Consider the following 19,056-nt stretch of genomic DNA (forward strand, 5'->3'; position numbering starts at 1 on the left):
GCTTTCTTCAGTGGTAGTGACAGTCGGATCGCGCGGTGCCGCGCGGACGAGGGGGCGGATGAGATGCCGGGGGATGGCGTGACAACAAGCAGGACACGGAGCAAGGCCGGCGCGGGTCTGAAGGTCGAGCGGGTCTGGACCACCGAGGGTGTGCACCCGTACGACGAGGTCGCCTGGGAGCGCCGCGACGTCGTGATGACCAACTGGCGGGACGGCTCGATCAACTTCGAGCAGCGTGGGGTGGAGTTCCCGGAGAGCTGGAGCGTCAACGCGGCAAACATCGTGACCACCAAGTACTTCCGGGGCGCGGTGGGCACCCCGGAGCGGGAGTGGTCGCTGCGACAGCTGATCGACCGGGTGGTCACCACCTACCGCACCGCCGGTGAGGAGTACGGCTACTTCGCCAGCCCGGCCGACGCCGAGGTCTTCGCCCACGAGCTGACCTGGATGCTGCTGCACCAGGTGTTCAGCTTCAACTCGCCGGTCTGGTTCAACGTCGGCACGCCCTCACCTCAGCAGGTCAGCGCGTGTTTCATCCTGGCCGTCGACGACTCGATGGACTCCATCCTCGACTGGTACAAGGAAGAGGGGCTGATCTTCAAGGGCGGCTCCGGCTCCGGGGTCAACCTCTCCCGGATCCGCTCCTCCCGGGAGCTGCTCTCCTCCGGCGGCACCGCCTCCGGCCCGGTCAGCTTCATGCGCGGCGCGGACGCCAGCGCGGGCACCATCAAGTCCGGCGGCGCCACCCGGCGGGCGGCCAAGATGGTCATCCTCGACGTGGACCACCCCGACATCGAGGAGTTCGTGGTCACCAAGGCGCGCGAGGAGGACAAGATCCGCGCCCTGCGCGACGCCGGGTTCGACATGGACCTGGGCGGCGCCGACATCGTCAGCGTGCAGTACCAGAACGCCAACAACTCGGTACGGGTCTCCGACGAGTTCATGACCGCGGTGGAGAACGGCGGCGGCTTCGACCTGCGGGGTCGGCTCGACGGGCAGACCATCGAGACCATCGACGCGAAGAAGCTGTTCCGCACCATCTCCCAGGCTGCCTGGGAGTGCGCCGACCCCGGCCTGCAGTACGACGACACCATCAACGACTGGCACACCTGCCCGGAGACCGGTCGGATCACCGCCTCGAACCCGTGCTCGGAATACCTGCACCTGGACAACTCCTCGTGCAACCTGGCCTCGCTGAACCTGATGAAGTTCCTCCGCGCCGACGGCGGCTTCGAGGTGGAGAAGTTCGTCAAGTCGGTCGAGTTCGTCATCACCGCGATGGACATCTCGATCTGCTTCGCCGACTTCCCGACGGAGAAGATCGGCGAGACCACCCGGGCGTACCGGCAGCTCGGCATCGGCTACGCCAACCTCGGTGCCCTGCTGATGGCCTCCGGCCTGCCGTACGACTCGGACCAGGGCCGCTCGCTGGCCGCCGCGATCACCTCGCTGATGACGGGCACGGCGTACCGCCGCTCGGCCGAGCTGGCCGGCATCGTCGGCGCGTACGACGGCTACGCCCGCAACGCCGAGCCGCACAAGCGGGTGATGCGCAAGCACGCCGCCGCCAACGACGAGATCAAGCCCACCGGGACCGTGGCCACCGCGGTGGTCCGCGAGGCCACCAGGCAGTGGACCCAGGGCAACAAGATCGGTGACAAGTTCGGCTGGCGCAACTCGCAGGCCAGCGTGCTCGCGCCGACCGGCACCATCGGCCTGATGATGGACTGCGACACCACCGGCGTCGAGCCGGACCTGGCGCTTGTCAAGTTCAAGAAGCTGGTCGGCGGCGGTTCGATGCAGATCGTCAACCAGACCGTGCCGCGCGCCCTGCGCAGCCTCGGCTACCCCGAGGAGCAGGTCGAGGCGATCGTCGAGCACATCGCCGACCACGGCCACGTGGTGGACGCCCCCGGCCTCAAGCCGGAGCACTACCCGGTCTTCGACTGCGCCATGGGCGAGCGGTCCATCGCCCCGATGGGCCACGTACGGATGATGGCGGCGGTCCAGCCGTTCATCTCCGGCGCCATCTCCAAGACGGTGAACATGCCGGAGCAGGCCACCGTCGAGGACGTCGAGAAGATCTACTTCGAGGGCTGGAAGCTCGGCCTCAAGGCCCTGGCGATCTACCGGGACAACTGCAAGGTCGGCCAGCCGCTGTCGGTCGCCAAGCCCAACAAGGCCGCCGAGCCGGCCCCGACCACCGCCGTCGAGCCGGTGGTGGAGAAGGTCGTGGAGTACCGCCCGGTGCGCAAGCGGCTGCCGAAGAAGCGTCCCTCGGAGACCATCTCCTTCTCGGTCGGCGGCGCCGAGGGCTACCTCACCGCCTCGTCGTACCCGGATGACGGCCTGGGCGAGGTCTTCCTCAAGATGTCCAAGCAGGGCTCCACCCTGGCCGGAGTGATGGACGCCTTCTCGGTGGCCATCTCCATCGGCCTGCAGTACGGCGTCCCCCTGGAGACGTACGTCAGCAAGTTCACAAACATGCGCTTCGAGCCGGCCGGCATGACCGACGACCCGGACGTGCGGATGGCCGCCTCGGTGATGGACTACATCTTCCGTCGCCTCGCGCTGGACTTCCTGCCGTACGACCGCCGCGCCGAGCTGGGCATCTTCACCGCCAAGGAGCGGGCCGCGCAGCTGGCGGCCGAAGCCGAGGCGGAGGCGAACGGCACGGACCTGACCGCGATGGCCTCGTCCGCGCCGGTGGAGACCCGGCCGGAGGAGCCGAAGGCCGGGCCGATCGCCCAGCCCGCCCAGGAACTCGCCGACGTCGCCGCCGCGAAGCCGGCACCGTCGGTCGGTTCCAGCACCGAACTGCTCGAAGCCGTGATCGGCAAGGCCGCCGACGCACCGCTCTGCTTCACCTGCGGTACGAAGATGCGCCCCGCCGGCAGCTGCTACGTCTGCGAGGGCTGCGGCTCTACCAGCGGCTGCAGCTGACGTACGAGAACGCGACGAGCCCCGGGCGGATTACCGTCCGGGGCTCGTCCCGTCCAGCTTCCATCCGGCGCGACTCGTCGGGCTGAATCCTGGGACCGAGTCGCCCTTCGGTGCATCTCGCGCAAGATCACGCTCGATCCACGATCGAGTGGCCTCGCGGGCGCGCGGATGCCACTTGTTCCTGCATCGAGCACGGCCCCGCCCGTTCGGCGGTCAGCGATCCCGATCGTCAGCGCTTGAGTGTGCGGAGGAAAGCCGACCAGGACTGGCCGTCGAAGCGGAGGACCGGGCCGGCGGCGTTCTTGCTGTCGCGCACGATGACATTTCCGCGCCGGGTAGCCACCTCGACGCAGGCGCCACCGTTGTTGTCGCTGTAGCTGGACTTGCGCCAGACCAGGCGATCCGGGGTCTCCATGGCCACCCCCTCGGGTCTGTCACCGCTTCATGTCGTCCGCCATCCGCTGGATGAGCTTGCGCGACTCTACCGGCCCGAGAGCGGCTGCCCGGAGTCGGTCCCACAGCCGAGTGTAGGCCCGCACAGCATCCGGGCGGTCGAGGTAATCCGCGTCCGTGAACGTCTCGACGTAGACCACGTCCGTGGTCGCGTCCTCGCCGAAACGCAGGATGATGAAGCTGTACGAGGCTGTCGCATACGTCTGTGCGTCGAACGGGAAGATCTGCAACTCGACGTTGGGTCGGCTGCTCACCTCGACCAGATGAAGGAGTTGCTCTCGCATGACTTCGTGGTCACCGATGGTCCGCCGCAGCGCTGATTCACTGAGCACGAAGCTGACCTGCGGACCTTCCGGGTTACGCAAGATCGCCTGCCGTTCCAGCCGTACCTCGACCTGGCGGTCGACGTCCTCGTCCGTGAGGTGTGGATGGGCGGTGGCATTCAGCGCCCGGATGTACGACTCGACCTGAAGAACCCCAGGCACGATCTCGGGTTGGTACCAGCGGATCTCCGTGGCATCGGCTTCGAGATCGAGGTACTGGCGGAACCAGTCCGGGACGACGTTGCGGTACGTGCTCCACCTGCCTCGCTGGCGTCCGGCGCGGGCCAACTCGCGCATGGACTCGGCCTCGTCGCCGCTCACGCCGTAGAAGGCGAGCAGCAGGTTCAGGTCAGTCAGCTTGATTCCGGACTGGCCGAGTTCGAGGCGACTGATCTTGCTGGCTGCCGCGTCGATGACGACCGCTGACTCGTCCTGCGTCTTCCCCGCGCTCTCGCGGGCGCGCCCGGCTGGCTCCGTACCCCTGCTATCAGGCCGAGTGGGCGTTCCGCTGTCACGCCCGTGCGGTGACCCTGCGCTTCCTCGGCGGGTTGCCGTGACCACGCATGATCCTGTGCTGCCCGTATGGAGCTGTGGTGGCTGCGGCGGACCGTGGCCTTGCCGCACCCGGCGCACCGAGTTGCGGGCCGAGTTCGAGAGTGCGCCGGTGTCGCTGGCCATCTACATGGGGTCTTACCTGGTCTGGGCCGCCGAGGATCTCACCTGGGTGCCGGCCGGGCTGCTGCATCGGCGCTTCGTGGGCTGGATCCGATGAGCGAACAGGAGTCAGCTCGTTCGGCTGGCTGCTTCCGGTTCCGGCTCGGGCTGGCGGATGGTGCGGGCGCGCAGCAGGTCCCGCAGCGACCACCCGCCGGTCAGGCACCACAGTGCGATGACCGGGTCGCAGATCGCGCAGCCGAACGACGAGCCGGGCAGGAACGGGATGATCGGGTTGCCGTACAGGTGGTGGACGACGTCCCAGCCGGTGTGCAGGAGCCAGCCGACGCCGATCCACCGCCACGACTCCAGCCCTCGGTACGCCACGTAGACCAGCACCGCCACGAACGGGAACTCCCAGCCCGCCAGTCCGCCGCCGCTGAGGTACGCCGCACCGGCCCCGGCGACCATGATCGCGTTGAACCGGCGGCGGTGTGGTTCCCGGATCAGCGAGTTGAGGCAGACGTACAGGGCACCGACGAGCAGCGGCATGAGGATGGTCATGGCCGGTGAATCTAGGTGCGGTCGCCGGTGGCGAGCAGGGGCCGGCGAGCCATCGATCGACGGGTTCTCGCCAGAATGGGCATATGCACCGGGTGGTGGTCGTCGCGAACGACGACGTGGTCCCGTTCGACCTGTCCGTGCCGATCGAGGTGTTCGGCCGCGCGCGGCTGGCCGACGGCCGCCCGGCCTATCAGGTGCGGGTCTGCGCGGTCACCGAGGAGGTGCGGGCGGGCGCGGTCGGGGTGCGGATACCGCACGATCTGTCCGTGCTGGCCGAGGCCGACACGGTGGTCGTACCGGGGGTCGCCGACCTGGACGCCCCGCTGCCCGCCGCGACCCGGGAGGCGTTGGCCACCTGCACGGCCCGGCTCGTGTCGATCTGTACCGGCGCCTTCGTGCTCGCCGCAGCCGGCCGGCTCGACGGGCGGCGGGCCACCACCCACTGGGCCGCCGCGGCCGAGCTGGCCCGCCGGTATCCCGCCGTCACCGTCGACCCGGACGTGCTGTTCGTCGACGACGATCCGGTGCTGACGTCGGCCGGTGCCGCCGCCGGGCTCGACCTGTGCCTGTACGTCGTCCGGCGGGACTACGGCGCAGCGGTCGCCGCCGACACCGCGCGTCGCTGCGTGATGCCGCTGGAACGGGCCGGGGGACAGGCGCAGTTCATCGCGTACGAGCCACCCGTGCCGGCGGGACACGGCATCCAGCCACTGCTGGCCTGGATGGCCGACAACCTTCACCGTCCGCTCACCCTGGCCGAGATCGCCGCGTACGCCTCGATGAGCACCCGGTCGCTGAGCCGGCACTTCCGCGACCAGACCGGCACCACGCCGATGCGTTGGCTCAGCCGGCACCGGGTCCGGCGGGCCCAGCAGCTGCTGGAACAGACCGACCAACCGGTCGAACGCGTGGGCGCGCTCGTCGGGTTCGCCTCGCCGACCGCCTTCCGGGAGTGCTTCCGGCACGTTGTCGGCGTCAGCCCGCGCGACTACCGGGCGGCCTTCCCACCGCCCGCCGTGGGCTAGCCTGTCGATCATGCACTTTCCGTCGGGGCAAAAGCCGCGAAAGGGTCATCTCGGCGACCAGAAGTGCAAGATCGGCGGAGTGCCGGGGCAGGGGTTAGGTGAGTTCTGTCAGGCGGGTGGTGAGGAAGTCGCGTTCGGGGTCGTTGTCGACCTGGGCCAGCGCGGCTCGGTACGCCTGTGCCGCCTCGCTGCGGCGGTCGAGTTGGCGCAGCAGGTCGGCACGGATCGCCGGTAGGTAGTGGTAGCCGGCCAGGCGGGGATCTGCGGCGAGGGCGTCGACCTCGGCGAGCGCTGCGGCCGGTCCGTCCACCATGGACACTGCTACGGCTCGGCTGAGGGCGACCACCGGCGACGGCCAGTGGGCCAGCAGCGCGTCGTAGAGCCGGACGATCTGCGGCCAGTCGGTCGCGGCGTAGCTGGGCGCGTGGGCGTGCAGCGAGGCGATGGCCGCCTGTAGCGCGTACCGGCCGGCTCGTCCGGTGCGGAGGGCTTCGACCACCAGCCGATGGCCCTCGCCGATGGCGGTCCGGTCCCAGCAGGAACGATCCTGGTCCTCCAGCCGCAGCAGCCGGCCCTGCTCGTCGGTGCGGGTGGCGCGGCGGGCGTCGGTGAGCAGCAGCAGGGCGAGCAGTCCGCTCACCTCGGGCTCGTCGGGCATCAGCTCGTGCAGCATCCGGGCCAGGTGCACAGCCCGGTCCACCAGGTCGGCGCGGACCAGGTCAACGCCGGTCGGCGCGGTGTGCCCGGTGGTGAAGAGCAGGTGTACGACGCTGAGCACCGCGTCCAGCCGTTCGGGCAGTTCGGCGGTGTCCGGTACCCGGTACGGGATCCGTGCCGCCGAGATCTTCTTCTTGGCCCGGGTGACCCGCGCCGCCATTGTCGACTCGGCGACCAGGAATGCCCGGGCGATGTCGGCGGTGCTGACTCCGCAGACCAGGCGCAGGGTGAGCGCCACCTGCGCCTCCCGGGCGAGCGCGGGATGGCAGCAGGTGAAGACCAGACGGAGCCGATCATCGGGTACGGCGACCTCGTCGGACTCATCCGCTTCGACCGCTTCCGGCTCCACGAGCAGCGGAAGCTTCGTGCGGAGCACCTGCCGGCGGCGCAGCACGTCGAGGGCTCTGCGGCGGGCGATGGCGGTGAGCCAGGCGCCGGGCTTGTCCGGTACGCCGTCCCTGGTCCAGGCCCCCAGCGCCGCGACGTACGCCTCCTGGACGCATTCCTCGGCGAGGTCGAGGTCACCGGCGGCGCGCGCGGTCGCGGCGAGCACGAAGGCCCACTCCCGGCGGTGCGCGTCAACCAGCGCCCGCTCCGCCGGGTTCGTCCGCTCCGCCGGGTCGGGCTGGGCGAACCGGACGCCGACAGCCCTCGGCGGCTCGGCGCCCTCGAACGGAGCGGGCTGCTCGCCGTCGTTCACTCGGTCGGCGCGACGAACAGTGGCCGGACCTCCACGGCGCCGTGGATGGTGGCCGGGTTCAGCTTGGCGATCTCCAGTGCCACGTCGCGGTCGGGTGCCTCCAGCACGAAGAACCCGGCGACGACCTCCTTGGCCTCGATGAACGGGCCGTCGGTGACGAGGTCGCCGCGTATCGCGGCGGCGGTGGTGCTCGGTTGCAGCGCAAAGCCGGTGACGATCCGCCCGCCCAGTTCGGTGACCTTCGCCGGATACTGTTCGAGCAGCGCGACGTAGTCGGGCGTGAGCTCCATCGGGTCGGCCGGCGCGGGCGAGTAGATCAGCACTGCGTACTGGGGCATGGGGTCCTCCTCGAATCGCTGTTCATCCTCGGCGCAACCGGCGCGGGAGGCCAGCACGAATCGGCCCGGGTGGGGAGATTTCTCCACCGAGGCGCCCACCCGCACAGCACGACAGGGCGGCCACCGCACCGGTCAGCGCGTCCGGTGCCGGTACGACTGCCTAGACTGCCGCGATGAGCGGAACGCGACGGCCGTTGGCGAAGCGGCCGCTGACCGAACCGCATCCGTCCCGACTGCCACTGGAGCATCCGGAGCGGGAGCGGATCCTGGCCGCCCACGCGGCGGCGCTGGCCGCCGGGGACGCCGGCTACCGGGACCCGGTCACCGGACTGTTCGTGCTCACCGCCGGCTTTCTCGCCCGTCGCGGCACCTGCTGTGACCAGGGCTGCCGGCACTGCCCGTACGTGACCTGAGGCTCGGCCTCAGGCCGCGGCGACGAACACCCGGGAGGCCACCTCACGGGGCAGGCGGATGCTCTCCCCGGAACGGTCGATCGACACACCGTCGCGTTCCTGGGCGACGGTGACCATGGCACCGGGGTCGACGCCGGCGGCGTGCAACTGGCGGAGCACCTCGGCGTCGGTCTGCACGCTCTCGCAGATGCGCCGGACGATCACCTTGCCGGTCAAACCCGGGAAGGCCAGGTTGCGCTCGCCCTCGACCGGCTCCGGCTCGGTCTCGCCGGGGGAGCCGAGATCCTCCAGACCGGGGATGGGGTTGCCGTACGGCGACCGGGTCGGCCGGTTGAGCAGGTCGTAGACCCGCTTCTCGACCGCGTCGCTCATCACGTGCTCCCAGCGGCAGGCCTCCTCGTGGGCCTCCTCGTAGGGCATCCCGATCACGTTGACCAGCAGCAACTCGGCGAGCCGGTGCTTGCGCATCACGGACACGGCGGTGCTGCGGCCGAGCGGCGTGAGGCTGAGGTGGCGGTCACCCTCGACGGTGAGCAGGCCGTCGCGCTCCATTCGGGCGACGGTCTGGCTGACGGTGGGGCCGCTCTGGCGCAACCGTTCGGCGATCCGGGCGCGCAGCGGCGGCACACCCTCTTCCTCGAGTTCGAGGATCGTGCGCAGGTACATTTCGGTCGTATCGACCAGGTCGTGAGACTTCATGGTGTCAGCGGCCCTCCAATGATCGATGGTACCCTGCCGCACCTGTCATGACCGCCGCCGAACCGCGGCGAGGTTCACCGAGGGTGTTGACTGAACGACATGTCCGCTACCGACGGTCTTCTGGTGGAGGCGGCGCAGCTCGCCGCCGAGCTCGACACGGCCGACCCGCCCACCCTGCTCGACGTCCGCTGGCGGCTGGCCGGCCCACCCGGGCGGATCGACTACGCGGCGGGACACCTGCCGACCGCGGTCTTCGTCGATCTGGACACCGCGCTGTGCGGTCCGCCCGGCCCGGCCGGTCGCCACCCGCTGCCCGACCCCGCCGCACTGCAGGCTGCGTTGCGGGCCGCCGGGGTGCGCGCGGGTCACCCCGTGGTGGTGTACGACGGCGGCGACGGCATGGCCGCCGCTCGCGCCTGGTGGACGCTGCGCTGGGCCGGACACCGCCCGGTACGCGTACTGCACGGTGGTTTTCCGGCCTGGTTGGCCGCCGACCTGCCGGTCAGCACCGACGAGCCGCACCCGGTGCCCGGCGACGTGACAGTCACGCCGGGCGGGCTGCCGGTGCTCGACGCGGCGGCTGCCGCCCGGCTGGCCGCCGCCGACGCCGGTGTCCTGCTCGATGTTCGCGCGGCACCCCGTTACCGGGGCGAGCACGAGCCGGTCGACCCGGTGGCCGGGCACGTTCCCGGCGCGGTCAACCTGCCGGCACCCGAGTATGTCGCCGACGGCCGGTTCCCGTCCGGGGCGGCCCTGCGCGACCGGTTCGCCGCCGCCGGGGTGAGTGCCGAGGCGCCGGTCGGTGCGTACTGCGGCTCCGGGGTGACCGCCGCGCAGGCCGTGCTGGCGCTGCACCTGGCCGGCCGGACGGACGCCGCGCTCTACGTCGGTTCCTGGAGCAACTGGGTCGCCGACCCGGACCGACCGGTCGCGGTCGCCCCGCCGCCGGACGCCTGAGGGCCCGGTAGCCGGCACCTGCCGCCCGGCCGGTCGCGTGCGACCATGGACAGATGTCCGAAGACACGGTGGTGGTGTGGGACGAGTCGCTGCTCGCCTACGACCTCGGTGACCACCCGCTCGACCCGGTACGGGTGGAGTTGACCATCGCACTGGCCCGGGAACTGGGCGTGCTGCAACGGCCCGGGGTACGCCTGATCCGGCCGTGGCCCGCCGACGATGCGCTGCTCACCCGGGTGCACGACCAGCGTTACCTGGACGCGGTCCGGATGGCCCCCCGCGAACCCTTCTTCTCCGGCTTCGGCCTGGGCACCTCGGACAATCCCGTCTTCGACCGGATGCACGAGTCCAGCGCGTTGATCGCGGGTGCGACGGTGGCCGCCGCCGAGGCGGTGTGGTGGGGGCAGGCCCGGCGCGCGGTGAACGTGGCCGGCGGCCTGCACCACGCCATGTCCGACCGGGCGGCCGGGTTCTGCATCTACAACGACCCGGCGGTGGCCATCGCCCGGCTGCTCGACCTCGGCGCGGAGCGGATCGCGTACGTCGACGTCGACGTGCACCACGGCGACGGGGTGCAGCAGATCTTCTGGGACGACCCACGGGTGCTGACCGTCAGCCTGCACGAGACCCCCCTCGCGCTGTTCCCCGGCACCGGCTTCCCCGACGAGACCGGTGGCCCGGGTGCTGAGGGCAGCGCGGTAAACGTCGCGCTGCCGCCCGCGGTCTCCGACGCCGGCTGGCAACGCGCCTTCCACGCGATCGTGCCGTCGGTGCTGCGCGCGTTCCGTCCGCAGGTGCTGTTCACCCAGTGCGGCGCGGACGCGCACCGCAGTGATCCCCTCGCCGACCTGCATCTGTCCGTCGACGGTCAGCGGGCCACCTACCTGGCGTTGCGGGCCCTCGCCGACGAGTTGTGCGAGGGGCGTTGGGTGGCCACCGGTGGTGGCGGGTACGCCCTGGTCGAGGTGGTGCCCCGGGCCTGGACGCACCTGCTGGCGACGGCCACCGGCGCGCCGCTGGATCCGGCCACGCTGACCCCGCCGGCGTGGCGGGCGTTGGCCGCCGCCCGTCGACCCGGCTCCGACGTGCCGTTGCGGATGACCGACGGCATCGATCCGGGGTACGAGCCGTGGCAGCCCACCGGCGAGCCGAACCCGGTGGACCGGGCGATCGCGGCGACCCGCAAGGCGGTCTTCCCGCTGCTCGGTCTCGACCCGCACGATCCGCGCGACTGAGTTGGCCGGGCCCGAGGTGACCACCGCCGACAACGCCATCGACGTGCTGCTCAGCGATGGCCGCACGGTCCAGTTGCGACCGATCCGGCCGTCGGACGCGCCAGCGATCGTCGCCATGCACTCCCGCTTCTCCGAGCGCACCCGCTACCTGCGCTACTTCTCGCCGTACCCGCGCATCCCCGAACGGGATCTGCAACGGTTCGTCAACGTCGACCACGTCGACCGGGAGGCGTTCGTGGTGCTGGCCGGCGAGCGGATCGTCGCCGTCGGCCGGTACGAGCGGCTCGGCCCGGCCGCACCCGATGCCGAGGTCGCCTTCGTGGTGGAGGACGCCTACCAGGGGCGGGGCATCGGCTCGGTGTTGCTGGAGCATCTGGCCGACGCCGCCCGGCGGGCCGGCATCGTCAACTTCGTCGCCGAGGTGCTGCCGGCCAACGGGGCCATGTTGCGGGTCTTCGCCGACTTCGGCTACCAGCTGCAACGGCAGTTCGCCGACGGCGTGGTGCACCTGACCTTCCCGATCGCTCCCACCGAGGCGACCCTGGAGGTGCAGCGCGGCAGGGAGCAGCGGACCGAGGCCCGATCCATCGCCCGGCTGCTCGCCCCACGCGGCGTCGTCGTCTACGGGGCCAGCGCCACCGGCCAGGGTGTCGGCGCGGCGGTGCTCGGGCACCTGCGCGACGGCGGTTTCACCGGTTCCGTGGTGCCGGTGCATCCGACCGCCGTCCGGGTCGCCGGGCTGCCCGCGTACCCGTCGGCGGCCGACGCGGGGCTGCCGGTCGACCTGGCGGTGGTGGCGGTGCCACCGGAGTCCGCGCCCGAGGTGGTCGCGGACGCGGCAAAGGCGGGTGTGCACGGCCTGGTGGTCATCTCCGCCGGCTTCGCCGAGTCCGGTGTCGAGGGCGCCGCCGCGCAGCGCGCCCTGGTCCGCGCGGCCCACGCCGCGGGCATGCGGGTGATCGGCCCGAACTGCCTGGGGGTGGCGAACACCGACCCGACCGTACGCCTCAACGCCACGCTCGCCCCGCGCCTGCCGGTGCCCGGCCGGGTCGGCATCTTCAGCCAGTCCGGCGCGTTCGGGGTGGCCCTGCTGGCCGAGGCGGATCGGCGTGGCCTGGGCCTGTCCAGCTTCGTGTCGGCCGGTAACCGGGCCGACGTCTCCGGCAACGACCTGCTGCAGTACTGGCAGGACGACCCGGCCACCGACGTGATCATGTTGTATCTGGAGACCTTCGGTAACCCGCGCAAGTTCGCCCGGCTGGCCCGGCGGATCGGTCGGGACAAGCCGGTGGTGGCGTTGGCCTCCCCGGCGCGTCCGCCCGGCGTGGGTGACTCCGTCGGCCCGGACGAGGCGGCGGTGAGCGCGTTGTTCGCGCAGTCCGGGGTGATCCGGGTCGACACCGTCGCCGAGCTGCTCGACGTCGGGGTGTTGCTGGCCAACCAGCCGCTGCCGGCCGGTGACCGGGTCGGCATCGTCGGCAACTCCTCGGCGTTGACCGGGCTGGCGGCGACCGCCTGTGCGGCCGCCGGGTTGACCGTCGCGGCGGGATATCCCCGGGACGTCGGCCCGCAGGCCGGCGCGATCGAGTTCGCCGAGGCGCTGACCGCCGCCGCTGCGGACGAGAACGTCGACGCCCTGGTGGCACTCTTCGCGCCCCCGCTGCCCGGTCAGATCATCGGCACCGAGGCGGATTTCGCAGCCACCCTCCCTGCGGCGTTCACCGCCGACAAGCCTGCGGTGGCGACCTTCCTGGTCGGTCGGGCACCAGCCGGAGTGCCCTCGTACCCGAGCGTGGAGGAGGCGGTCCGCGCGCTCGCCCGGGTCACCGCGTACGCCGACTGGCTGCGTCGACCGCCCGGGGCGCTGCCCGAACTGTCCGATGTCGATCCGATCGCGGCGCAGGCGGCGTTGCGCGGCGACGGGGTCGACAGCGATGCGCTGCTCGCCGCCTACGGCATCGAGGTGGTCCAGTCGGTGTCGGTCGGCTCGGCGGACGAAGCCGTCGAGGCGGCGACCCGGCTCGGTTTTCCGGTGGCGTTGAAGGTCGCCGCCAGCGGGCTGCGGCACCGGCTCGACCTCGGTGCGGTCCGGCTCGACCTGGCCGACGAGGCCGCCGTACGCCGCACGTACGCGGAACTGGCGGCGGCGTTCGGCGCGGACGTCCTGGTGCAGCCGATGGTCCCGCCCGGGGTGGCCTGCGTGGTCGAGTTGGTGGAGGATCCGGCGTTCGGTCCGGTCGTCGGCTTCGGGCTCGGTGGCGTCGCCACCGAACTGCTCGGCGACCGCGCCTGGCGGGCCGTGCCGCTTACCGACCGCGATGCCGCCGAGTTGGTGGACGCACCGCGCGCGGCACCGCTGCTGCACGGGCACCGGGGGGCCGAACCGGTGGACCGGGCGGCCCTGGCCGACCTGCTGATGCGGGTCGGGCGGTTGGCCGACGAACAGCCTCGGGTGCGTTCCCTGACCCTGAACCCGGTGTTGGCCCGCCCGGACGGCTTGTCGGTGCTGCACGCCAGTGTCGGGGTGGGCTCCGCTGCCGCCCGCCCCGACACTGGCCCCCGTCGTCTGTAAAGCGTTGACGCGGCGGTACCGAGCCGCCGCAGGTGTCGGATCGATCAGGCCCGGCTGGAGATCTGTTGCACCGCCCAGGCGTTGCCGTCCGGGTCCGCGAAGTGGATGAAGCCGACATTGTCCAGCGGGTCCGGTACCGGCCGAGGGTTCTCGCCCATCACCTGGATCTCGCTGACCTCGACACCGCGTTCGAGCAGTTGGGTTCGCGCCTTGTGCAGGTCCGGTACGACGAGCTGGAGCCCCTTCAGCGACCCCGGCGGCATCTGCGGCACCGCGCCCTTGCCGATCACGATCGAGCAGCCGGAGCCGGGTGGGGTCAACTGCACGAGTCGGATGTCGTCGTTGACCACGGTGTCGTGGTCGACTGTGAAACCGAGTCGCTCGGCGTAGAACGCCTTGGCCCGGTCGAGGTCCGAGACCGGTACGACCACCACTTCCAGTGTCCAGTTCACAGCTCTGCTCCTGGTGTCGTCGCCAGCAGTCCGGCGAGTCGGATGTAGCTCTCGGTGACGCCGCGAGCCATCGGGTAGCGCAGGGCGGTGTCCCGCCCGCCGGGGGTGGCGAAGCGCAGCGTGGTGGTCACCGTGGTGCGCCCGGCCAGCTCGGTGAATTCCTGGTCGACCACGGTCTCGCCGGGGTACGACTGATCGTCGAACAGTTCGGTGTAGACCAGCCGGTGGGGCGGCTCGATCTGCCGGTAGTGCCCACTCTGGCCCATCAGTTGCCCGTCGGGCCCCTGGGAGACGAATCGCCAGGGCCCGCCGACCCGCAGGTCCACCTGGCACTCCACCAGCCGCCAGCCGCGCGCGCCGTACCAGCGGACCAGCAACTCGGGGCGGGTGAAGGCGGCGAACACCAGCCGCGCGGGGGCGTCGAACATCCGGCTGAGCACGATCTCCCGATCGCCGGGGGTGTCGACCACGAGGTGATCGTCGATCATGCCCGGTCGCCGCCCTCCGCCTCGGCCGGCTCGCCGGCAGCGGTCTCCTCGGTCGCGCGTAGCTCGTCGAGCAGGTTGTCGAGGCGTTGGTAGGACTCCGCCCAGTGGTCGCGGTACGCCGCGAGCCAGGCGGTGGCCTCCTGGAGCGGGCCCGCGTTCAGTCGGCACGGGCGTCGCTGGGCCGATCGACTCCGGCTGATCAGGCCGGCCCGTTCCAGTACCCGGAGGTGTTTGGAGATCGCCGGTTGACTCATCGCGAAGGGCGCGGCGAGTTCGGTGACTGTCGCTTCGCCGGTTGCCAGGCGCGTGAGGATGGCGCGTCGGGTCGGGTCTGCCAGGGCCGCGAAGGTGGCGTCCAGGTCGGTGTGCACGCTGTATAACCTCTCGGTTTCATAACCAAGAGGTTTGTATCCGACCCGGTCAGGCCGCGTCAAGCCGACACGACGAATGTCGGCCCCGGCGAACCGCCGGGGCCGACATCGCAGCTCACCTCACCGGTGTCAGCAGGCGTACGCCTCCAGTCGCTGCGCCCGCTCCGGCGCCCGCAGCTTGAGCAGCGTCACCTTCTCGATCTGCCGGATCCGCTCGCGGGACAGACCGAACTCGCGGCCGACCTCGTCCAGGGTGCGCTGCCGACCGTCGTCGAGACCGAACCGCAGGCGGATCACCGCCTGCTCCCGCTGCGACAGGGTGGCCAGCACGATGCTCACCTCGTTGCGCAACTCGCCTCGGTCGGCGTCGTCCACCATGCTGGACGGGTCGACGGCGGCGACGAAGTCACCGAGGGCGCTCTCGCCGTCCTCGCCGACCGTCTGGTCCAGGCTCACCGGCTCCCGGTCGTACGAGATCAGCTCGATCACCTGGAACTCGGGCACGTCGAGTGCGCGGGCGATCTCGGCGACGGAGGGTTCGCGACCCAGCGACACCGACAGCTCACGGCGGGCCCGGACCATCCGGTTGACCTGCTCGACCATGTGCACCGGGATGCGGATGGTGCGGGCCTGGTCGGCCATGGCGCGGGTGATGGCCTGGCGGATCCACCAGGTGGCGTAGGTGGAGAACTTGTAGCCCTTGGTGTAGTCGAACTTCTCGACGGCGCGGATGAGGCCGAGGTTGCCTTCCTGGATGAGGTCGAGGAAGGCCATGCCACGACCCGTGTAGCGCTTCGCGATGCTCACCACGAGTCGGAGGTTCGCCTCCAGCAGGTGGTTCTTCGCCGCCTGGCCCTCCTGGGCGATCACCGTCAGGTCGGCGAGCAGTTCGGCGGAGACCGGCGTGCAGGTGGTCAGCTTCTCCTCGGCGAACAGCCCGGCCTCGATCCGCTTGGCGAGCTCGACCTCCTGGGCGGCGGTCAGCAGCTTCGTGCGGCCGATGCCGTTGAGGTAGGCGCGGACCAGGTCCGTGGAGACGCCGCGCTCGTCGGTGGCGTCCAGGTCGGTGAGGGTGTCGATGCCGGGCTCGGCTTCGATGCCGACGCTCGTCCGGTGCTCCATCATCTGCAGGCCCATCTCCGTCTCCCCGTTTCGTCCGTGCGGTGTTGCGTGGCCAGTTCTGCCGGTGACACACAGCTTGGCGGTCGGGGCGTAAAACGGGAGTGAGGCGATCACGAACCTGACAGCCCGGAGTCCGTCGGGTTGGTCGATTCACCCGGTTCGGGTTGCCGGCTCCGGTTACCGTGCCTGCGGCCGGTCGACAGGCGGTCTGCCGGCAACGGACACGACGGTCAAGCGACGGAGGCAACAGTGGTCTTCAAGCGGCTCATGCAGGCGATGGGAGTCGGTGGCCCGTCGGTGGAGACGGTGCTGGCGAACCCGAACTGTCGGCCGGGAGGCCAGCTGGAGGGCACCATCACGGTCACTGGCGGCGACCACTCGGTGGATATCTCGTACGTGGCGCTGGGGTTGATGACCCGCGTCGAGGTGGAGAGCGGCGACAACGAGTACTCGACCAACCAGGAGTTCCACCGGCAGCACGTCACCGGGGCGTTCCGGCTCGAAGGCGGGCAACGTCACGACATCCCGTTCCGCTTCGACGTGCCCTGGGAAACCCCGGTGACCGAGCTGTACGGACGACACCTGGCCGGGATGACCATGGGACTGCGTACGGAGCTGGAGGTGGCTCGGGCGGTCGACTCCAGCGACCTGGACGCGGTGGCGGTGCACCCGCTGCCGGCCCAGGAACGGCTGCTGGAGGCGCTGCTGCGGCTGGGCTTCCGGTTCGCCCGCGCCGACGTGGAACGGGGACACATCTACGGCGTCCACCAGACGCTGCCGTTCTACCAGGAGATCGAGTTCTATCCGGCACCGCAGTACGCCGGCGCGATGAAGCAACTGGAGGTCACCTTCATCGCCGATCCCCGGCAGCTGCAGGTGGTGTTGGAGCTGGACAAGCGCGGCGGGCTGTTCACCGAGGGCCGGGACGTCTTCGGCCGGTTCACCATGGACTACGCGACCCTGGACCAGACCGACTGGGCCGCCCAACTCGACGGTTGGCTGCGCCAATCCCTGCAACGCCGGGGCCTGTTCGGCTGACCTCCCGGGCCGCCCCCACCGCACGGATGGGGGCGGCCCGGTCGTCAGAGGTCGAGCAGGATGGTGCGGGGACCCACGTTGACGCTTTCCACAAGCATGTGCGCCCGGAAGCGGCCGGTCTGGACCGGTGCGCCGCGTTGCCGCAACGCCTCGACCACCGCGTCGACAAGCGGCTCGGCCACCTCGGCCGGCGCCGCCGCCGTCCAGGAGGGGCGGCGACCCTTGCGGGCGTCGCCGTACAGGGTGAACTGGCTGACCACCAGGATCGGTGCGGCGACCTCGGCGGCGGAGCGCTCGTCGTCGAGGATCCGCAGCTCGTGCACCTTGCGCGCCATCGTCCGGGCGGTCTCGACGGTGTCGGTGTGGGTCACCCCGATCAGCACCAGCAGCCCGTCGGTGATCGCACCGACCACCTCGCCGTCGACCGTGACGCTGGCCCGGCCGACGGTCTGCACCACCGCGCGCACTACGCCTCCACCGGCTCGATGAAGCCCCGCTCCACCAGGTGCGCCACGATCGGGCCGGCTGCCTCGGCCAACTCGTCGACGGTGACGTCGTGCGCGACGGCGAGCAGCGCGAGTTGGTCCCGCAGCGGCAGCCGCCCGTCGGCCCCGCCGACCAGTGCCAGCACCAGCGGGTCGATCTCCTCGTTCCAGCGCAGCCCGTGCGGCATCTCCAGGACCTGGCGATCCACCCCCCAGCCGTCGTCGCCCATGGTGGCCTCCTGGTGCAGTCGCAGCCCGTCGGCGGCGCGGTAGCGGGCGGCCAGCACGCCGTCGGTGCCCTGCTCGCGGAGCCAGTCCTGCCGGTCGAACCAGGTGGCGATGCGGTCGCCCATCGGTGCCTGCACCCGCTGGCGCAGATCCTCGACCCGCAGTACCGGGTCGTCGTGGCCACTACGGCGCAGCGAGACGATGCCGAAGCCGATCGCCTCCACCTTGTGCGCGTCGAACCAGTCGAGCCAGTCGGCCATCCGCTGCGGGTCGGCGACGTCACCGACGTCGGTGAGCCACAGGTTGACGTACGCCATCGGGTCGGCGACCTCGCGTTGGATGACCCAGGCGTCCAGCCCGGTACCGGCGAACCACCCGGTCACCCGTTCGGCCCAGTCCTCGCCGCTCACGTGCACCCAGTTGGCCAGGTACTGCATGGTGCCGCCCTCGGTGAGCAGGGCCGGCGCGGCGGCGGCCAGTTCGGCGCCGATCGCGTCGCCGACCCGGCCGGAGTCGCGGTACACGTGGGTGGTGGTGCCCGGTCCGACCACGAAGGGCGGATTGCTCACCACCAGGTCGAAGCGGCGGCCCGCCACCGGCGCGACCATGTCGCCGCGCAGCAGTTCCCAGTCCTGACCGTTGAGGGCGGCGGTGGTGGCGGCGAAGCGCAGCGCCCGCCGCGAGACGTCGGTGGCGGTGACCTGCCGCGCGTGGGTGCTCAGGTGCAGCGCCTGCACCCCGGACCCGGTGCCCAGGTCGAGCGCGGTCTCCACCGGCCGGCGGACGGCAGCGCCGATCATTGTCTGGGTGGCTCCACCGATGCCCAGCACGTGCTCGGCGTGCAGCGGTCGGCCGGGTCGGGCGCTGGCCGGTACGTCCGCCAGGACCCACCAGTCGTCGGCGTACGGTTCCAGGTCCAGGCCCATCCGCAGTCCGTCGCCGTGCCGCTCGACGAGCCCGGCCTCCAGCGCCTCGGTGATCGTCAGGGGTGCGAGCGCCGCCGCCACGGCCGTCTCCGGCTCGGTCTGCTCGCAGATGAACACCCGGATCAGGGTGGCGAGCGGATCCCGGTCGGTGGTGGCGCGCAGCGCGGCCCGGAAGTCGTTGCGGGCCACCCCGCTGGTCGCTGCCGATCCGAGCCGGCCGGCGATGCCGTTGGCGGTGAAGTCGGCGTTTGTCAACGCGGTCCGCAGCGCGTCGACGCCGGCTGGGGAGAGCAGCATGTCGTGTCCGTCCACGCTGTCATCCTGCCTGGTCGCACCGGGCTCGACCGCTAGCA

The 19,056-nt window shown here is 71.1% G+C and carries 19 protein-coding genes; 7 read left to right on the forward strand and 12 right to left on the reverse strand.

The window, feature by feature from the left end:
- The first annotated feature begins 63 nt into the window (after positions 1-63).
- Complete coding sequence (locus EG812_RS17395) at positions 64-2,943, forward strand: vitamin B12-dependent ribonucleotide reductase (protein WP_043720044.1); 2,880 nt, start codon at positions 64-66, stop codon at positions 2,941-2,943.
- 229 nt (positions 2,944-3,172) lie between these two features.
- On the opposite strand, the gene EG812_RS17400 is transcribed toward EG812_RS17395, so the two are convergent.
- From EG812_RS17400 to EG812_RS17415, 3 genes are all read right to left on the reverse strand, one after another.
- Positions 3,173-3,358, reverse strand: a complete 186-nt coding sequence (locus EG812_RS17400; protein ID WP_013732264.1) for a DUF397 domain-containing protein — start codon at positions 3,356-3,358, stop codon at positions 3,173-3,175.
- Between the two features lie 19 nt (positions 3,359-3,377).
- Positions 3,378-4,280, reverse strand: coding sequence for a helix-turn-helix domain-containing protein (locus EG812_RS17405; RefSeq protein WP_158632519.1), 903 nt, complete (start codon positions 4,278-4,280; stop codon positions 3,378-3,380).
- Between the two features lie 222 nt (positions 4,281-4,502).
- Entirely contained in the window at positions 4,503-4,937 is a 435-nt protein-coding gene (locus EG812_RS17415) for a DUF6010 family protein (protein ID WP_126712181.1), read from the reverse strand.
- 83 nt (positions 4,938-5,020) lie between these two features.
- Here EG812_RS17415 and EG812_RS17420 point away from each other — a divergent pair, with 83 nt between their 5' ends.
- Positions 5,021-5,962 carry a GlxA family transcriptional regulator gene (locus EG812_RS17420; RefSeq protein WP_126712182.1) on the forward strand — a complete coding sequence of 314 codons (942 nt, stop codon included), beginning with the start codon at positions 5,021-5,023 and terminating at the stop codon, positions 5,960-5,962.
- 94 nt (positions 5,963-6,056) lie between these two features.
- Here EG812_RS17420 and EG812_RS17425 read toward each other — a convergent pair whose 3' ends face one another.
- Positions 6,057-7,232, reverse strand: a complete 1,176-nt coding sequence (locus EG812_RS17425; protein WP_199743903.1) for an RNA polymerase sigma factor — start codon at positions 7,230-7,232, stop codon at positions 6,057-6,059.
- 143 nt (positions 7,233-7,375) lie between these two features.
- Positions 7,376-7,717, reverse strand: a complete 342-nt coding sequence (locus tag EG812_RS17430; RefSeq protein ID WP_013732269.1) for a YciI family protein — start codon at positions 7,715-7,717, stop codon at positions 7,376-7,378.
- Positions 7,718-7,890: 173 nt separating this feature from the next.
- Between EG812_RS17430 and EG812_RS17435 the strand changes: the two genes are divergently transcribed.
- Positions 7,891-8,130, forward strand: a complete 240-nt coding sequence (locus EG812_RS17435; protein WP_043720049.1) for a DUF5522 domain-containing protein — start codon at positions 7,891-7,893, stop codon at positions 8,128-8,130.
- A gap of 9 nt (positions 8,131-8,139) precedes the next feature.
- Here the strand turns inward: EG812_RS17435 and EG812_RS17440 are convergent, their stop codons facing one another.
- Positions 8,140-8,829, reverse strand: a complete 690-nt coding sequence (locus EG812_RS17440; protein ID WP_013732271.1) for an iron-dependent transcriptional repressor DtxR — start codon at positions 8,827-8,829, stop codon at positions 8,140-8,142.
- Positions 8,830-8,928: 99 nt separating this feature from the next.
- Here EG812_RS17440 and EG812_RS17445 point away from each other — a divergent pair, with 99 nt between their 5' ends.
- Genes EG812_RS17445 through EG812_RS17455 form a run of 3 tightly spaced genes read left to right on the forward strand, consistent with a single transcriptional unit; the run spans position 8,929 to position 13,593 of the window.
- Entirely contained in the window at positions 8,929-9,786 is an 858-nt protein-coding gene (locus tag EG812_RS17445; RefSeq protein ID WP_126712184.1) for a sulfurtransferase, read from the forward strand.
- A gap of 53 nt (positions 9,787-9,839) precedes the next feature.
- A complete protein-coding gene (locus EG812_RS17450) occupies positions 9,840-11,021 on the forward strand; it encodes an acetoin utilization protein AcuC (RefSeq protein WP_126712185.1) in 1,182 nt (393 codons plus the stop codon).
- 16 nt (positions 11,022-11,037) lie between these two features.
- Positions 11,038-13,593: a bifunctional acetate--CoA ligase family protein/GNAT family N-acetyltransferase gene (locus tag EG812_RS17455; RefSeq protein WP_013732274.1), complete on the forward strand. Its 2,556-nt coding sequence runs from the start codon at positions 11,038-11,040 to the stop codon at positions 13,591-13,593.
- Between the two features lie 44 nt (positions 13,594-13,637).
- Here EG812_RS17455 and EG812_RS17460 read toward each other — a convergent pair whose 3' ends face one another.
- The 4 genes from EG812_RS17460 to sigB all read right to left on the reverse strand — a co-directional run bounded on the left by EG812_RS17460 (position 13,638) and on the right by sigB (position 16,041).
- The gene (locus EG812_RS17460; RefSeq protein ID WP_013732275.1) at positions 13,638-14,045 is read right to left on the reverse strand and encodes a VOC family protein; all 408 of its coding nucleotides are present in this window, start codon (positions 14,043-14,045) and stop codon (positions 13,638-13,640) included.
- Positions 14,042-14,533, reverse strand: coding sequence for an SRPBCC family protein (locus EG812_RS17465; RefSeq protein ID WP_126712186.1), 492 nt, complete (start codon positions 14,531-14,533; stop codon positions 14,042-14,044). Before EG812_RS17465 ends, EG812_RS17460 begins: the two co-directional genes overlap by 4 nt.
- Positions 14,530-14,904 (reverse strand): ArsR/SmtB family transcription factor, encoded by a 375-nt coding sequence (locus EG812_RS17470; protein ID WP_126712187.1) that lies wholly within the window; start codon positions 14,902-14,904, stop codon positions 14,530-14,532. Before EG812_RS17470 ends, EG812_RS17465 begins: the two co-directional genes overlap by 4 nt.
- 129 nt (positions 14,905-15,033) lie before the next feature.
- Complete coding sequence (gene sigB / locus EG812_RS17475) at positions 15,034-16,041, reverse strand: RNA polymerase sigma factor SigB (protein ID WP_126712188.1); 1,008 nt, start codon at positions 16,039-16,041, stop codon at positions 15,034-15,036.
- A gap of 234 nt (positions 16,042-16,275) precedes the next feature.
- On the opposite strand from sigB, the gene EG812_RS17480 reads away from it, so the two are divergent.
- On the forward strand, positions 16,276-17,064 hold the full coding sequence (locus EG812_RS17480; protein WP_126712189.1) for a sporulation protein: 789 nt from the start codon (positions 16,276-16,278) through the stop codon (positions 17,062-17,064).
- A 44-nt stretch (positions 17,065-17,108) separates the two neighbouring features.
- Here EG812_RS17480 and dtd read toward each other — a convergent pair whose 3' ends face one another.
- Both dtd and EG812_RS17490 read right to left on the reverse strand, forming a co-directional pair.
- Positions 17,109-17,531, reverse strand: coding sequence for a D-aminoacyl-tRNA deacylase (gene dtd, locus EG812_RS17485; RefSeq protein ID WP_013732280.1), 423 nt, complete (start codon positions 17,529-17,531; stop codon positions 17,109-17,111).
- Positions 17,531-19,015 (reverse strand): DUF7782 domain-containing protein, encoded by a 1,485-nt coding sequence (locus EG812_RS17490; RefSeq protein WP_013732281.1) that lies wholly within the window; start codon positions 19,013-19,015, stop codon positions 17,531-17,533. The genes dtd and EG812_RS17490 overlap by 1 nt, the downstream gene beginning before the upstream one ends.
- Positions 19,016-19,056: the final 41 nt, after the last annotated feature.

Origin of the sequence: Verrucosispora sp. FIM060022 (assembly GCF_003977705.1) — a bacterium.
Taxonomy (GTDB): Bacteria; Actinomycetota; Actinomycetes; order Mycobacteriales; family Micromonosporaceae; genus Micromonospora; species Micromonospora gifhornensis.

Bases quoted from the DNA above. Each gene is read 5' to 3' on its own strand.
- EG812_RS17395 (WP_043720044.1), top strand. From the start codon at position 64: ATGCCGGGGGATGGCGTGACAACAAGCAGGACACGGAGCAAGGCCGGC.
- EG812_RS17450 (WP_126712185.1), top strand. From the start codon at position 9,840: ATGTCCGAAGACACGGTGGTGGTGTGGGACGAGTCGCTGCTCGCCTAC.
- EG812_RS17415 (WP_126712181.1), bottom strand. From the start codon at position 4,937: ATGACCATCCTCATGCCGCTGCTCGTCGGTGCCCTGTACGTCTGCCTC.
- EG812_RS17435 (WP_043720049.1), top strand. From the start codon at position 7,891: ATGAGCGGAACGCGACGGCCGTTGGCGAAGCGGCCGCTGACCGAACCG.
- sigB (WP_126712188.1), bottom strand. From the start codon at position 16,041: ATGGGCCTGCAGATGATGGAGCACCGGACGAGCGTCGGCATCGAAGCC.
- EG812_RS17440 (WP_013732271.1), bottom strand. From the start codon at position 8,829: ATGAAGTCTCACGACCTGGTCGATACGACCGAAATGTACCTGCGCACG.
- EG812_RS17420 (WP_126712182.1), top strand. From the start codon at position 5,021: ATGCACCGGGTGGTGGTCGTCGCGAACGACGACGTGGTCCCGTTCGAC.
- EG812_RS17445 (WP_126712184.1), top strand. From the start codon at position 8,929: ATGTCCGCTACCGACGGTCTTCTGGTGGAGGCGGCGCAGCTCGCCGCC.
- EG812_RS17430 (WP_013732269.1), bottom strand. From the start codon at position 7,717: ATGCCCCAGTACGCAGTGCTGATCTACTCGCCCGCGCCGGCCGACCCG.
- EG812_RS17465 (WP_126712186.1), bottom strand. From the start codon at position 14,533: ATGATCGACGATCACCTCGTGGTCGACACCCCCGGCGATCGGGAGATC.
- EG812_RS17400 (WP_013732264.1), bottom strand. From the start codon at position 3,358: ATGGAGACCCCGGATCGCCTGGTCTGGCGCAAGTCCAGCTACAGCGAC.